This window comes from Rathayibacter sp. AY1F8, from assembly GCF_002932165.1.
Taxonomy (GTDB): Bacteria; Actinomycetota; Actinomycetes; order Actinomycetales; family Microbacteriaceae; genus Rathayibacter.
The window spans coordinates 1-14681 of the sequence record NZ_PSVB01000012.1 but is presented as its reverse complement, the minus strand read 5'-3'; the positions used below and the strand labels follow the sequence as shown (position 1 = coordinate 14681).

Sequence of the window (14681 nt, the reverse complement as noted above, 5' to 3'; positions counted from 1 at the left end):
CTAAGAGATTGACCTTCTGACGCAAAGCCTCCGGAAGGTTCGCGCAACGTTCCGCCCATCATGTTGCGACCGAGGATCCCGACCCGGAGAGGTCGCCGGCACCGCCGAAACAAGCTCGTCCTCAAGACGACCGGCGCCGGGCAGGTCTGGTCCTGAGACATCACCGACCTGTACTCCTGATGTCTGGGTGAGGGTCTAAAGCCTTACAAGATCACCGACTTCTACTTCCGGAAGGTCGAGGACCGCGAGGCGGATCATCTCGCTATCAATATGTTCGCCATCGCGATCGCCGAGCACGGCTCGACCCAGATAGCGCACGTCCATTACGGCGCAGCAATTAGCTCGAACCTGCTCAGCGACCACCTCAACAAGCGCGGCATACTTCTCCTCCACGTTCGTCCGATCGACGCTCGACGGACGTGCATGGGAGGAAGATTCGTCGATCCGCGTTAGTGGCTACGGCGTCGGCCTGATCCGACGCCTCGTTGATCTCCGCCGACGACGTCTGTACGACGTCTGGCAGCTGCACGAGGCACCGCCTGCGGAGTCCGTCAGGATCGTGCACGAGCAGCGCCGGTCGAAGATCAGATGGGTTCCGTCGTGGGCTGGTCCGAGCCCGCAGACGGCGGCCAGTGCGAAGTAGTCTCGGACTACGGCCCAGCGGGCGTAGAGCAGCAGCGAACGCCGGCGTGCGGGTGGCACGGCAGGTTCGTGCGCCGGGAGAATGTTGCACCGGACGGGGTGCCATCGGACGCACCAGCTCGACCAATCGTGCATCCAGACTGAACATCACAGGATCTTCGAAGTGTCGTCCAGATCAAGCTCCGGGCCGTCCAAGACTGCGCCCTACCATTCACGCACGACCTCTCGCCGCCGACGAAGGCCCCTTCACGCCCCCCTAACGAGGGCCATATTAGGTAGGGAATCCTCAGCTCGACCCGAGACGCAAGCAAGCGATCCGACACGCGACTCGTACGTACCTTCGAACGGAGAAGTCTACTAATCTGAACGACATCGCTGGCCGACCCCGAACGGCCACGGCCCATACTGATGTTATAAACACCATATCTAGATGGTTATTGATCTGCCATCATATATATATATATGGAAAACCCACATCGATCTTCACCCGACTTAGTAAAAGAGGAAATAATGGCACAAGTGCTCGAACAGCCAGCGTTTGACTTCAGCATTCCTCTGTCGCACCTTGATCGTCGCGATCGCACCGAACGCATTGCATATCTTGCCGAACAGGTAGAGAGAGTAGCCGTCTCGGGAATCGCATCAGGCGAGTTGCTCAAACGAATTTCAGCAGAATACAAAATACTTCCCGACCAAGTTAATGCCGCAATCATGGTAGCAATTCGTTCGGGAAAGATTGTTATCGAAGGCGATATTTTCCGGTCAAGCGAGAAGTAGAAAACTTCTGGGTGGGGGGGGGTTTATGTCCAAGCAGACCAAGCCGGAAAAGCTTTTAGTTCTTCCTGACGGTTCTCTTTATAAGAAGGAATCTTACAAGTCTCGCTACTCGCGGGTTTCGGAAGAGGTAAAATCTCTTCAACACGATGCTCGAACGGAAACTGAAAAAGACCGTGGTCGCGTTGCGTACTCATCGTACGTTCGGCGGCTTTCCGGTGTAACTCAAGTAACCTCACCAACGCTAAACTCGTCACGTTTGCATACGCGAGAATCTCATAGTCAAAAAGTGTCCCTAGTCTCTCGAGAGATTGCAGAAGGTATTGCACGATCAGCCTTGGCCAATCCCTCGTCAGAGGCTTATGCAACAATTCTCGAACATGGTGGGCTCGATCTGGCCGCTTGCGAGACGGCCGGACTTGCGCACGACCTCGGACATCCGCCATTCGGACACGGCGGCGAGGTTGCATTAAATGAATCTCTGCGGCGGAGAGGTGTCATCGACGGGTTTGAGGGCAATCCTCAGACTTTCCGAATACTTACTAAGCTTGAGTTGCGGAAATTGTTGCTCAAAGATACAAACGTGGGGCTTGATCTCACATATGTAACTCTTGCTGCAGTTCTCAAATATCCGAGAGAATGTCCTGAAGATCAACGAACTCCTAAAGATGGTTACGGTCAGGGGTCGATACCGAGGCCGCCAAAATTTGGGTTTTTCGGAAGCGAGGATGAGGATCGCCGTGCATTCGACGGAGCTACGGCTCTATTGAAAAAAGGTGCAAACGGGCAATATCGACAGACGCTTGAAGCCTCAATTATGGACCTCGCGGACGACATATCGTACGCGACGCATGATCTAGAAGATCTTTACCGGGAAGGGCGTATCGACTTCTATCGAGTCGACGCGGACCTCGGAGTCGCGATTGAAAAGCTCGAGGGCGGGTTGCCGGCAAGATCTGAAGAGTTAGATCTCAACGCGTTTATTAAAATTGCTCATACCTTGAGTGAGGATTATCAAGGGCTTTTTAGCGTGGGTTCCTATAATGCCGCATTATCAGAGGTCCTGCGAATGATAAGAATTAGCAAAATGGGCTATCAGTACGATGGTGATGTTGATCAAACTTCAAGAGTTTCTGCTTTCACGTCATCGATGGTAGAGGCAGTGTTTGCATCTATTACTGTCACCCGTCAGCCAGCTTGGAAGTCGACGTCAAAGGTCTGGAATGAAGGACCTAGTGTTTACGCAACCGGCGACGGTTGGCACCGGATGCAAGTGCTAAAAACGATAACAAAAAGGTACGTTATCGCAACATCTCGAATGAGTGTAGTCGAACGGGCTCAGTCGAAGGTCGTAAATTCCTTGTTCACCGAGCTGGCAACTTGGGTGGAAGAATGCAAGACAATATCTGATATCCAGTCGTTGCCGGAACCTTTGGCGTCGTTCATTACCGCCGAGGGGTGGGGCAACGGAGAGATGCGGAGCGAGTACTATCGCGCCGTTGCCGACTACATTTGCGGCCTTTCTGACGAAGAATGCTTGCTGCGCGCAAAGTGGCTACAGGGGCTCACCGTGCCAGAGTTCGGTTCAGTTCGATAGAGTGCGGATTACTTCAGCTTCTAGCCTGTTGTAAGGTCGGCGTTCGCGTGTTTGTTACTTCCAATCCCACGGTGAACTTGCTTTCCAGTCATCCGTTTCCCATTTCGAAACTGGCAAGTACGCGAGTTCATCGTTGTTGAACTTGTCGATGTTTGTAATTTCTTTAAGTGCCCACTGGGGTACTGAGACGTCTCGAATGTCCTGACCTTCCAATTCGGCAATCCATAAGCCGAGGTTCTCTTCGAGAAACTCGTCGATTTCCCATGTGTTGGCGTCAAGGACGAGTTCGTACCGACGCTTAACAATGACGTTGTCACATCTTCTGATAAATTCGGCCGCCAGTGCAGGATCCATGTCAGCTTCGTATTCGTCGCGCTCATCGCCGATCCGCGGGCCTTTCGCCGTCATTCGGGCATCGATGTAGCGGAACGCACCGCTTCGGTCCGTCGGCGCCTGTCGCGTACGGACGCGAAGTGCGTAACCGTCCTTCGCAAAGAAATAGCCCTGCACGATTAAGGTCCAGCTGGCGCCGCGCACAATCGACTGTTCGGCGACAAGAAAACGGCGCTCCCGCTCGCGCTGAACCTCATACTCTCCAAGTGTACTCAACTTACGCTTCCTTTCTTCCGATAATTTGCTTGCGCGGCTCTGTGATTGCGTCTTCCTGACGTCGACCACCGTTGATGCGCGGCCTGTGGTGTAATACCCAACAGCTCGCCGATCTGGCGCCAGGAAGCACCAGCATCCCGGACGACCACAACCGCACGATCAAGATTGCGTTGCGCTTGAGCTAGTTCTATAGCTGCAAGCTCGAGTTGGCGGAGCGGTGGGGCGATGTCGTGTTGCCGTAGGGGCGCGTGAGCCGACCTCTGCGCGGACACGTCTGGTCGGCGGCCGATGGTGTTAGCAGAGCTCGTCGCGGCCGCGGGCTGGTCGCTCGGCGCCTGATTCTTTGCCGTGAGGGGCAACTGTTGTCCTCCGTTCGGTCGCCTGATATCGTCACCGTATCACCATCAACGGTGATTGACGAGAGGAGAAAGCGGGTGGAGGAGCGGGTCTGCTGCGGCGGAGAGTGGCTGGTCGTGATCCTCGAGAAGGTCCTGTTCGAAGACCTGGTGAAGCCGGAATACACCAGGCCGCTGAACGGCAAGACTCCCGTTTACAGTGCGGACGGTTCCATCGACGAGGTGCTCACGTACGGACGGTTCATCGATTAGTGCCGGAGGGGCCGATCTGAGGGCGTCAGATCGGCCCCTTCTTCGCAAAAAGATCACACGTCAAGTGTTGGCCGTTTCTTTGAAACTCTTCTCATTCTGCACCAGTTCGTGCATAATGAAGAACAGCTGTGCGGCCATTTTTGTATGAAGCTGTTTACAATCCGAAGGTCGTGATTGTCGCGGTCCTAGTCGCTCGGCGGCCGAGGCAGCGTTCCGTGGGATCTCGCGGGACTCCGGCTACTCGGTCGGCGACGCCGTCTCGGACCCTGTCCATCAGCGGATGCTCATCGAACTCCTCGAGCGTCACCCGGAGCACGCCCAAAAGACTGGCCCGGGCGTCAAGGAGTTCTTCATCGGCCGAACTCGCGATGCGAGTGGCGCGTTCGTAGGGGCCAATGTAATCGGTATCTGGATCCGCCGCGTCGATGGGGAGGAGGTAGATTCCAGTTACCTCACCGCGATTCGCCAGCACTCGGCGAAGTCCGACGCCAAAGAAGCGCTGCGGACAGAAGTGGACGACCGGCGACAGGCGTACCGCGAGGCGCGCTTCGCTTCGCGCGACGAGGTCCGGAGCGAGCTGTCTGGAGATCGGATCGACAACCTTCACGACGCCCAAGTCATTTACATAAGTCCGACCTGCGGACAGCTCACCTATCGATTCGCGGAGAGCGAGGGCGGCTGGGGCGAAGTGGCCGTAACCCCAACGGCGAGCGGGATGGCAGCCGTCGGATCACGGCTCGCCGACCGGAACCAGGCTGGCCGGTGGCTGGTGTTTCACGCGCGCTACACAAATCTAGCTCTCGCGACCGCGTCCGAAGCCGCCCGCCGCCGCCAGGTGAGCGATCTCGACTGGATGCCTCTCGACCCGAACGACTAGTCAGTCTCTGGTGCTGTCTCGGAGCGCCGAGTCGCCACCTCGATCAAGTCGCGGATCTCGCGCTGGAGGAGCACCGGCACGCCGAGCCCATCGAGGTTCTGAGCAGCGAGCCATTCCAGGGCCTCCACTCGGGACCACTCGCCGACTCCGATAAAGTCGGACAGGGCAACGGTCGCTGTTCGGGACAGGCCCAGCGACATGAGCACGACCTCGCTCGTGCGGGAGACGCCGAGCTCGAGCATCATCGCGTAATCAGGTCGAGCGGTAGTCTCCAACCCGAGCTCCGCCGAGTACACCTCGAGCAGATCGGCGTAGCAGGCGAGGTACTTCGGCGCATGGAACCTTGCGATCGATTCGATGTCTCGCATGACGTCTCGGATCGCCCTCGCGGAGGTGAGGGATGCATTGAACGAGAGCCTCTGATCGATCAGCCGAGCGAGGGGCATGCCCTTCATCCAGTTGACGACGAGGTTGCCGAGCTGCCACTTGCGGCGATCCTCCCCGGAGCGGGGCGCGCCGAAGACGCTCGTCATCGTCGCACCGATCCGTACGAGCGCCTCTTGGAATCGGGCACGAGCATCGGGCTCCTCGGGGAGTGGCAATTCGAGCTCCGTCGGCGTCATCCCGGATCGCCGAAAGCTCTCGAGGAGTCGCTCCATCGAGATGGGCGCGATTCCAGTGTGCCGAGTCACAATCTCGACGGGGATCGTCAGATCGGTCGCGGCCCGCACGACCGCGGACTCGACCTCGCTTCGTTCCGACTCCAGAGGAATACGATTGAGAAGGGGCTGGATGGACTGGCCGGCAAGGTGCCGCGAGCACAGGTACGCGAAGAGGCTTTCAGCGGCACTGTCGTCGTGCACTTCATCGGCGGAGCGCACGAAAGCGAGCAGCCCCGACGCGTCGTCGAGCCCCGTGCTGACGGCTCGGGTGATCTGTGACCGCTTTCGCACTCGCGGCAGGTTGGGCCACAGGCTTTCAACGTCAGTGTCGATGCACACCACGTTGCCTGCGAATTCCTTGCCCCAGCGCCCCGCGCGTCCCGCCAGGTTCCAGAAGTCGCCTTCGCGGAGCGGATTTCCGGGCCCTTTTTGAGGGTTGCGCATGAAGATCGTCCGACACGGGAGATTGACGCCCTCGAGCAGCGTCGATGTGCAGATCAGGTAGTGGATCTTGCCTTCTCCGAAGAGGCGCTCGATCTCTATTCGCACCACCAGCGGCATGTTCCCGTAATGGAAGGCCACGCGCCGGGCGAGCACGTCGGCGAGCAAGTACTTGCTGTGCACCGCGGTCTTGATCAGATCCCGCAGATCGTCGATCTCCGTGTCAGCCTCCGCCAAGGTCGGGAGCTGCTCATAGACCGCCTTTGCGACCTTCTCGGCTTCGCTCGGGCCGTTGACGTAGATGACGTTCCCGGGGGTGTTCCCGGCCATCGCATGCGCCACCAGCGCGATGCGCATGGGCACGGTTGTCGCGCGTTGCGCGAGCGTGAGTTCGCCGACTTTGTAGCTGTTTCCATCCGACACCAGGGATACGGCTCTGCGCTGAGGCTTCCGGTTGATGTGCTCGACCCATAGGAGGTTCTGGTCGACGGTGACCGTCTCGGAGACGAACGAGTCGGAACGCCGGTCGGCGGGCGCGTCTTCGACCAGAAGTTCCGGGTTGGAGCTCAAGGGGCTAGCGAAGAGCACTTGCGCATCAGGGCTGCGCCGAATGGTGCGCTCGATCGCGTGCTGGAGAAGAATGCCCCGTGCGTCGCCGGCGAGCGATTGCGCTTCATCGACGAAGAGGAGGTCCACGTTGAGCGACGGCAGGAGCTCCAGCACCAGGTGAAGCCTCTCCTGCGTGACGACCAAGACCGTCCGAGACGACTCCGCGAGATCGGGGTCCCACGGCATCGTGAAGACGTCAACGTCCGAGGGCACCTCACGCCGGAGATCACGCGAGACTTCCTCGATCAGGGCGCGCGTCGGCACGAGATAGACGAGCGCCAGAGGACCCGCCTGGCGCGCGACCTCCAAGAAGTGCTCTCTGATGATCCGGGACTTCCCAGCGGAGGTCGGAGCCGACACGCTCAGCCAGTCATTCGCCTCTACTGCTTCCCAGAACTTCCCCTGAAACGGATTGACTGGCAGCACACGGCCGTCGGAGAGGCGGACGGAGTAGTCAATACGGCTTCGGACGACCTCCATCCGGAGCGCACCCGGCAGACGTCGCCAGGCGTCGGCCGGCAGCCGGTCCCGAGACTCCGCCAGTTCCACGGCCATGTGGTTGCCACTGCGTTCGAGGAGCGCGGCAGCAGCGGCCTTGTGAGCGTCCTCCGCGTCCGAGGACAGCATGCACGCCGTGGCGATTCGGAGGACCGCGGACTGCGCACGCTCTGACTGAGCCGACGTGATCGCGCTGGCGTAGAGGAGGGCGAACCCCCAGTCAATCGAAGGGGTCTCTTCGTTCCATTGCACCGCCGCGAACTCCGAACGGACCGTCAGCTTTCGAGCGGCCTCGAGCACGTCTCTGAACTTGTGCGAGGCGAACACGATTTCCTCTAGCGCCGTGCTGGTGGTCACTTGGCCCCCATCTGCTTTAGGACCCGAGAACGCAGATCGGCGACGTCGGGCATCGGGATGCAAAAGAGATCGACGTTCACGCCGACGATCTCGAACTCCTCGACACGGGTCCCGACCGTCTTGTGCCACCGGCCGACTGCCTTCGACACCGCCTTCTGCTGGGCCTCGTCGAGGGCTGCGATGTTCGGATACTTGTCGTGGTCGAAGCCGACCAGGCAGACCCCGTTCCAACGCACTTTCAACGTCTTGGGGTTCGTCTCGTCGAAGTACTCGAGCAGGTGAGCCGCCAGCTCGGCCTGAGGGACGTTGAGGTGATCGCGTACCAGTAGCAGGTCCTGCCTCCGGCGCTCGTCTCCGTCGGGCCGCAGGTACGGGGCGATGCTCTCGAAGCAGTCTCGGAAAGCGTCCGAGCTCGACTTGTAGAGCTTCGATTCGCCCCAGTAGATGTCGAGAACCCCGTCATCCGCCAAGCTCGCGTGGATGCCGTCCGAGCCGTGTACGTGCACCTCGGTGTTCGTCTTCAGCGCCATCTTCGAGATCAACTGCGGTCGCTGCAGCACACGTTCCATGAGCAGGAACAGGAGGAGCTCGCCGCCTTCTCCCGAGCTCTCCGATTTCACGAACAAGTCTCGTGCCTGTTGCTCCAAGCTCACTATTGCTGTGGTCGCTCGAGTTGCCTCGTAGTCTGCGAGCGCTCGTTCGATCTTTGAACGCGGTACGCAGAAGTCCATGGTCGCGGACGCCATCGCCCTTGCGAGGTGCTCCACAGCTGGCGTCCCGTTGACATCGTGCGCGAGGAAGTGCGTCCGCACGAGAGTCGACGTTCCCGGAACTGTGACGGCCTTCTCGAACGCTGGCAGGAAGCTGATCAGCTCGCTACCGGTGCCCCGAGCCAGCTCGAGGAATTGTTCGACGACCGCATCTTCATCTACCATCACGCACCCTTCATCGCGTACCTCGTCCGCCCGTGCACGAGAAACACCGAGCCCGCGTTCTTGACCTCGGCTGCCATACCGTCCCCGATCGACTTGTGCTGGTTGCGTTCAACCACGTTCTCGAAGCTTAGGCTCGGCGTCCGAGTCAGGGCCGGGAGCGCGGCGCTGGTAGACCGTTCCTCGGTAAAGCAGCGCCGACAGGCGTCTCGGTCTTCGATGCGGACTGCGTAATCTAGAAGCGGCGGAGATGCCCTCACGCGAGTGCAGCTCCTTCGGTCGCGCAGCAGATCGACGAGACGTAGTTCTGTTGAGCCCTGCCTGAACCCTGTGGTGCCGCTTACTGTACTCAGATTCTCACGCTCGAGCCTGGAGCCTCGCCTTCATCGTCTTCGGGTCGACGCCGTAGAGCGCACCCAGCTGGTTCAGCGACCAGCCCCGCGTCTTCAGCGACGCCACATCCTGCAGCTGCTTCTCCGTCAGTACAACCTGACGCACCGGAATGTGCTGCTGCTTGAGTGCTGAGCGCACTGCTTCACGGCTCACGCCCCACAACGAGGCGAGCTGGCGGATGTTCCCACCGGCTTCATACTCAGCGGCCAGCTTGGCCTTCTGCTCCTCGCACAGCCGCACCTGGCGCTGACGGAGAGCCTGCACGCCGACCGGGGGAGCGGCCGGTTCTGGCTCCTCACCCCTGTTCATTCCAGTCCTGGCGGTCACCAGCGCGCGCTCCCATCTTTTTTGATCAGTTGCAGATAGGTGCACCACCGTGTCGTTACTAAAACCCTTGCCGGAGAAAACGCCGGAACGGCGCCGATCTCGGCCTCCAGGAAGCTGGTGAGGGTCCGAGCACCACTCTTTCGAGTGGTGCCTTCTTCGTGTGCTGCGAGCTGAACCGCGGTCGAGGCGATCGTGGCGAACGGCTCGTTCAACTCGACGGTGATGGTCTCGTCCGCATGAACGAGAACACGCGCGAGGAAGACTTGATCGAAGAGCCTCTTCACGTGGTCGAGCGCCCCGCCGTAAGCGCTGGCGCACTCCGCGGTCGACGCACGCCGGGCGAACGGTCCTGATAGTGGCTGGTCCTGCGTGCGGCAGCTTCGGTGCCCCGGGCCGCCGGTCCTTCTGGCCGCCCGTGTCGGGAAGCAGGGCCTGCGCTAGCGTCGCTCCATGACTTCACGTGAGTTGCGCGACGAGCTCGCCGCGTTCGTCGCCGAGCGGGAGTGGGCGCAGTTCCACTCGGAGGAGAACCTGGCGAAGAGCATCGCCATCGAGGCGGGGGAACTGCTCGAATGCTTCCAGTGGGGCCCCGACGCCGACCGGGATGCCGTCCGTTCCGAGCTGGCGGACGTCCTCACCTATTGCCTGCTGCTCGTGGACAGGATCGGCGCCGACCCCGAGGACCTGGTGCGGTCGAAGCTCGTGCGGACGCGCGAGAAGTACCCGGTGGACAAGGCTCGGGGAAGCAGCGCCCGGTATGACGCCCTCTGACATCGAGCGGATCGTCTTCGACGGGCCGTCCGTCAAGGTCTGGGCGATGACGGACGACCGCCGCTCGAACTGGCCGGTCGTCTACGTCCTGGACGAGGGCAAGCGCCGCGCGAGGCGGCTCCCGCGGGTCTACGTCGGAGAGACGAGAAGCGCGGCGAGCCGGCTGCGGCAGCACCTGGGCTCGGTCGACAAGGTCGACCTCCAGACGGCGCGCGTGATCGTCGATCCGAGGTTCAACAAGTCGGTCTGCCTCGATCTCGAGTCCTTCCTGATCAAGCTGCTCTTCGCGGAAGGTCGATTCGCTGTCCTCAATCGCAACGAGGGGATCGTCGACTCCGACTACTACGACCGGGCGGCGTACCAGGACCGTTTCGCCGAGATCTTCGAGCAGCTGCGCCTGGAAGGCCTGTTCACGCGGAGCATCGCCGAGATCGAGAACAGCGACCTCTTCAAACTGTCGCCCTTCAAGACGCTCACCTCCGAGCAGGCGGCGGCGGTCGTCGGAATCGTCGACGCGCTCGTCGAGGACCTCGGGAAGCAGACACAGTCCACGTCGATCGTTCAGGGGGAGCCGGGGACGGGCAAGACGATCGTCGCCGTCTACCTCCTCAAGCTCCTCGCGGACGTCCGGCTGTTCGCGGAGAGGATCGACAGAGCCGAGGAGGCTCCCGGCGAGGACCGGCTGGACGACCTCGTCGAGGGCGACTCCGTCTTCTCGGACTTCTTCTTCGCCGACACCCGCGAACTGCTGCGCGGGCTGCGCATCGGGATCGTCGTGCCGCAGCAGTCTCTGCGCTCCTCGATCAAGAAGGTCTTCGCCAAGACCACAGGGCTCGACGAGAAGATGGTGCTCACTCCCTTCCAGGTCGGCGAGGACCCGGGACGCTGGGACCTCCTCGTCGTCGACGAGTCGCACCGCCTCAACCAGCGGGCCAACCAGCCGTCGGGCTCCCTCAACAAGAAGTTCACGGACATCACCACTGCGCTGTTCGGCTCCGACGATCACGCCCGGACTCAGCTCGACTGGATCCGCGCGAAGAGCGATCACCAGATCCTCCTTCTCGACGCGGCGCAGTCGGTCCGACCGGCAGACCTTCCGCGGCCCGCGATCGACGCGTTGATTCGATCCGCTCAGGAGGACGGCCGCCTGCACCGTCTGACCTCGCAGATGCGAGTGCGCGCCGGAACGGACTACGTCGGCTGGGTGCGCGCCGTCCTCGATCCGACGGCAGCAGACCTCCCCCGGCGACCGGACCTCGGGGAGTACGACCTCCGCTTCTATGACGACTTCGGAGCCCTGCGGCGCGACCTGCGGCAGCGGGAGGAGGAGACCGGTCTGGCGCGGCTGGTCGCCGGCTACGCGTGGCGCTGGACGTCGCGGAAGGATCCGTCAGCCGCCGACATCGAGATCCAGGGAGAGCGGCTCCGCTGGAACAGCACGCAGGTCGACTGGATCGCGTCGCCCGGCTCCGCCGATGAGATGGGCTCGATCCACACCGTGCAGGGGTACGACCTGAACTACGCGGGCGTGGTCATCGGCCCGGACCTGAGGTGGGACAGCGAGAAGGGCCGGCTGAGGGTCTCCCGCTCGGATTACCACGATAAGAAGGGCAAGGAGAACAACCCGGGACGGATGGGCCGCGACTACACGGACGACGAGCTCCTGCAGTACATCGTCAACATCTACGCGGTGCTGCTGACCCGCGGGATGCTCGGCACGTACGTGTACGTCTGCGACGACGCCCTCCGGGAAAGACTCCGGACGGCCTTCGCCCGACCGCTCACGGCCTTCTGAGGGCGTCTCGCGGGCCTTCGCTCAGGCGGCGCCGCCATGATCGAGGCTGGTACTCGACGGAAGGTTCTCTGTGAGCATGTTCAAGCGCGTTCTCGGCATGGCGTCGAAGGCGCTCGATTCGAAGAGTGGCTCGGGCTCGTCCTCGAGCGGGACGACCGATTGGCGCGAGCTCGTGCGCTCCGCCGCCGACAAGGTGACGGGCGACTCGCGGAGCGGGCAGGCCCAGCCGCCTCAGCAGTACGGCTCGCCGGAGCGACCCTCCGCGCGCCCGCAGGACGCCCGGCCCGGGCAGCAGCCGGTGGTCACGCAGGAGGACCGCGCGGCGATCGCGCGCTACGACTACCTCCTCCGCACCGCCGACCCGGAGCAGCTCGAGCAGGTGCACCGCGAAGCGTTCGCGAAGCTGTCGCCGGCGCAGCGCGCCCAGGTCGAGGCGCGGCTCCGCGACGAGCTGCCCGCGAACGAGCAGCCGCGGTCCTCAGCCCCGGACGACCTGGCGCGCGCGGCGACGCGCGGCGAGGCGAACGACCCGGGGTTCCTCAAGAAGATGTTCTCGAAGCCGGGGACCCGCGGCGCCCTCGCGGGTGCTGGCGTCGGAGCGGCGGCGGGCATCGGGCTCGGCGCGGCGGGCGGACTGCTCGCGGCGGTCGCGGGCGGCGCCGTGATCAGCAGCGTCGCCGGTCCGCTGCTCGCGCAGGCGTCCGGCCTCGGCGTGGACTTCGAGAACCTCGCCGGCGGGTTCGGCGATCTGGGCGACTTCGGTGACATCACGGGCGGCGCGGGAGAGTTCGTCTCCGGTGCGGGTGAGCACGTGTCCGGGCTGGGGGAGCAGGTGTCGGAGTTCGGCTCCGACTTCCAGCTGCCGGGGCTCGGCGACCTCGGGAACCTCTTCGACCGCTAGACGGACGGGACCGGAGCGCGCCGGCGGAGGAGCGGCGACGCGATCGCGAGTGCCGCGCCGACGACGAGCAGCACGGCCCCCACGATCGCGACGGCGGTCGTCGACCAGTCGGGGAGGTCGACCACCGTCGTGCCGTCGAGCAGCGTCCATTCGCAGGCCGCGCCCAGCGGCCACCACGACCAGAAGCCGCGGACCAGGTCGCCTGCCTCGGGTGGGACGCCGCCCAGGCTGACGCTGCAGACGTCGTCGAAGCCCTGACGGTCGATGTTCGCGTAATGCAGCGGTACGAGCGCGAGGGCCGCGAGTCCGGCGACGGCGAGGGCGAGGCCGGCGAGCAGGGCGAGACGCGCGGCGGTCAGGCGCTTCCTCGCCGGCGTCGAGGCGGGGGCGGGCGGCGTCTCGGTCATCGTCCGATGGTGGCACGCGTTCGTGGGGAGCAGGCGTGTGCCCGGGATCGGCGCCGAACAGCGCGGAGGCACGGGGCGGATCCGTCGGAGCCGCTCCTGGACCGCACACGGACCGGACGCCGGCCGGCACAGCGGCGACGGGGCGCCCTCGGCGTCGTACCCTCGACTGCATGGGGTTCGTCTTCTCGCTGGTGATCATCGTCCTGACCGTGCTCGCGCTGGTCGACGTCGTACGGCAGCCGGACAACGTCATCAAGAACCTGCCCAAGATCGTGTGGATCCTGCTGATCTTCTTCCTCCCGCTCATCGGCGTCTCGCTGTGGTTCCTGCTCGGGCACGACTGGAAGCGCGGCGACGGCGGATCCTTCGTGCCGGGCGGCCGAGTGCCCCGCCGCCGGACGCAGGCGCCGCCGACGGTGGTGGTGCGGCCCGCTCCGAAGAGCACCGAGGAGCAGCTCGCCGACCTCGAGCGCGAGGAGGCGCACTACGCGCGGCTCGCGGAGGAGCAGCGTCGCCGCCGCGAGGGGGAGCGGCCGCTCGACGCGTGAGCGGCCGCTCCGGAGGCCGCTACTTCGAGAAGTTCGACGCCGCCCACTGGATCGAGGCGATCTTCGCCTGACCCGCGACGCTCGGGTGGAAGTAGTCGGTGGTCCCGATCAGGCCCTTGGTGACGGGGGTCGCGGTGAGCGCTCCTCCGTCCCAGTCGCAGAGCTGACCGGCGGCGCTGCACGCCGTCTGCAGCGCGGTGTTGTACTGCGTCGTCCGCGTCTTCGCGGCAGCGGCGGAGGCGGCCGCGGCGGTGCTGCTGAGCCTGCGGCCGGTGGAGCTGACGCCGCGCGTGGTCCGGCAGAGGTCGCCGCCCGCCCAGACGAGCGCGCCGACTCCGGTCTTGACGACCGACCACTCGGAGGCCACGTTCGGCATCGACGAGAGGACGATGCGGGCGGAGGGCCACGTGGTGCGGATCTTCGTGATCGCGGCGGAGGCTCCGGTGCGGAACGTGCTCGCCGGGGTCATCGTGTAGCCGTCGGAGGCGACGCTGTTGTCGGGCGAGCAGAGGTCGTTGCCGCCGATGAGCAGGGTGACGACGTCCGGCCGCACGCCGGCGGCGACCGCGGCGTCGATCCGCGAGGGGACCTGCGCGACGACGTCGCCGGTGGTGGCGAAGTTCGCGGTCGTGACGGTGGTGCCGGGGAGCGCGGTCCGCAGGCGCGAGGCGAAGGAGTTCACCGAGGAGCTGGTGCCGGTGGACCAGTTGTTGCGGGGGCAGTCCGCGAAGGAGCCGCAGGTCCCGTAGGCCTGGGTGATGGAGTCGCCGAGGCTCAGCACCGAGAGGGTGGCGGGAGTGGCGGCGGCGGCGGCCTGCGCCGGGAGCAGCGCGGCGGCGAGGGCGAGCGCGGCTCCGACGGCGAGGGCGCGGACGCGGCGGCTCGGGGTCGGCGGGCGGGAGGGGGAGAGGCTCAGGGGGGACCGTTCTCGAG

Annotated in this window: 16 protein-coding genes; 8 read left to right on the top strand and 8 right to left on the bottom strand. The window is 63.5% G+C overall.

What is annotated here, in order from left to right; genetic code table 11:
• Positions 1-195: 195 nt before the first annotated feature.
• Positions 196-393 carry a hypothetical protein gene (locus C5C35_RS16720; RefSeq protein ID WP_146084587.1) on the bottom strand — a complete coding sequence of 66 codons (198 nt, stop codon included), beginning with the start codon at positions 391-393 and terminating at the stop codon, positions 196-198.
• A gap of 759 nt (positions 394-1152) precedes the next feature.
• Here C5C35_RS16720 and C5C35_RS16715 point away from each other — a divergent pair.
• Together C5C35_RS16715 and dgt are read left to right on the top strand one after the other, a co-directional pair.
• Positions 1153-1419 (top strand): hypothetical protein, encoded by a 267-nt coding sequence (locus tag C5C35_RS16715; RefSeq protein ID WP_146084586.1) that lies wholly within the window; start codon positions 1153-1155, stop codon positions 1417-1419.
• Between the two features lie 25 nt (positions 1420-1444).
• Complete coding sequence (gene dgt / locus C5C35_RS10245) at positions 1445-3013, top strand: dGTP triphosphohydrolase (protein ID WP_104263075.1); 1569 nt, start codon at positions 1445-1447, stop codon at positions 3011-3013.
• A 54-nt stretch (positions 3014-3067) separates the two neighbouring features.
• Here the strand turns inward: dgt and C5C35_RS16710 are convergent, their stop codons facing one another.
• A complete protein-coding gene (locus C5C35_RS16710; protein ID WP_146084585.1) occupies positions 3068-3691 on the bottom strand; it encodes a hypothetical protein in 624 nt (207 codons plus the stop codon).
• Positions 3692-4032: 341 nt separating this feature from the next.
• Between C5C35_RS16710 and C5C35_RS16705 the strand changes: the two genes are divergently transcribed.
• Entirely contained in the window at positions 4033-4230 is a 198-nt protein-coding gene (locus C5C35_RS16705) for a hypothetical protein (RefSeq protein WP_146084584.1), read from the top strand.
• Positions 4231-4450: 220 nt separating this feature from the next.
• Positions 4451-5107 carry a DCL family protein gene (locus C5C35_RS10240; RefSeq protein ID WP_258069037.1) on the top strand — a complete coding sequence of 219 codons (657 nt, stop codon included), beginning with the start codon at positions 4451-4453 and terminating at the stop codon, positions 5105-5107.
• On the opposite strand, the gene C5C35_RS10235 is transcribed toward C5C35_RS10240, so the two are convergent.
• The 4 genes from C5C35_RS10235 to C5C35_RS10215 form a co-directional block, all read right to left on the bottom strand.
• The gene (locus C5C35_RS10235) at positions 5104-7674 is read right to left on the bottom strand and encodes a DEAD/DEAH box helicase (RefSeq protein WP_104263050.1); all 2571 of its coding nucleotides are present in this window, start codon (positions 7672-7674) and stop codon (positions 5104-5106) included. The two genes, C5C35_RS10240 and C5C35_RS10235, sit on opposite strands and share 4 nt — an antisense overlap.
• A complete protein-coding gene (locus tag C5C35_RS10230; protein ID WP_146084583.1) occupies positions 7671-8609 on the bottom strand; it encodes a DUF1837 domain-containing protein in 939 nt (312 codons plus the stop codon). Before C5C35_RS10230 ends, C5C35_RS10235 begins: the two co-directional genes overlap by 4 nt.
• A gap of 354 nt (positions 8610-8963) precedes the next feature.
• A complete protein-coding gene (locus tag C5C35_RS10220; RefSeq protein ID WP_146084582.1) occupies positions 8964-9308 on the bottom strand; it encodes a hypothetical protein in 345 nt (114 codons plus the stop codon).
• Between the two features lie 14 nt (positions 9309-9322).
• Entirely contained in the window at positions 9323-9610 is a 288-nt protein-coding gene (locus C5C35_RS10215) for a hypothetical protein (protein WP_104263046.1), read from the bottom strand.
• 166 nt (positions 9611-9776) lie between these two features.
• Here C5C35_RS10215 and C5C35_RS10210 point away from each other — a divergent pair, with 166 nt between their 5' ends.
• From C5C35_RS10210 to C5C35_RS10200, 3 genes are all read left to right on the top strand, one after another.
• Positions 9777-10097 (top strand): nucleotide pyrophosphohydrolase, encoded by a 321-nt coding sequence (locus C5C35_RS10210; RefSeq protein ID WP_104263045.1) that lies wholly within the window; start codon positions 9777-9779, stop codon positions 10095-10097.
• Complete coding sequence (locus C5C35_RS10205; RefSeq protein ID WP_104263044.1) at positions 10084-11892, top strand: DUF2075 domain-containing protein; 1809 nt, start codon at positions 10084-10086, stop codon at positions 11890-11892. The genes C5C35_RS10210 and C5C35_RS10205 overlap by 14 nt, the downstream gene beginning before the upstream one ends.
• 76 nt (positions 11893-11968) lie before the next feature.
• Positions 11969-12793: a hypothetical protein gene (locus C5C35_RS10200; protein ID WP_258069029.1), complete on the top strand. Its 825-nt coding sequence runs from the start codon at positions 11969-11971 to the stop codon at positions 12791-12793.
• On the opposite strand, the gene C5C35_RS10195 is transcribed toward C5C35_RS10200, so the two are convergent.
• Positions 12790-13200, bottom strand: a complete 411-nt coding sequence (locus tag C5C35_RS10195; protein WP_104263042.1) for a hypothetical protein — start codon at positions 13198-13200, stop codon at positions 12790-12792. The genes C5C35_RS10200 and C5C35_RS10195 overlap by 4 nt on opposite strands.
• Before the next feature lie 170 nt (positions 13201-13370).
• Between C5C35_RS10195 and C5C35_RS10190 the strand changes: the two genes are divergently transcribed.
• Positions 13371-13748 carry a PLD nuclease N-terminal domain-containing protein gene (locus C5C35_RS10190; RefSeq protein WP_104263041.1) on the top strand — a complete coding sequence of 126 codons (378 nt, stop codon included), beginning with the start codon at positions 13371-13373 and terminating at the stop codon, positions 13746-13748.
• A 19-nt stretch (positions 13749-13767) separates the two neighbouring features.
• On the opposite strand, the gene C5C35_RS10185 is transcribed toward C5C35_RS10190, so the two are convergent.
• On the bottom strand, positions 13768-14681 hold a 914-nt coding region (locus C5C35_RS10185), incomplete at its 5' end, for a GDSL-type esterase/lipase family protein (protein ID WP_104263040.1).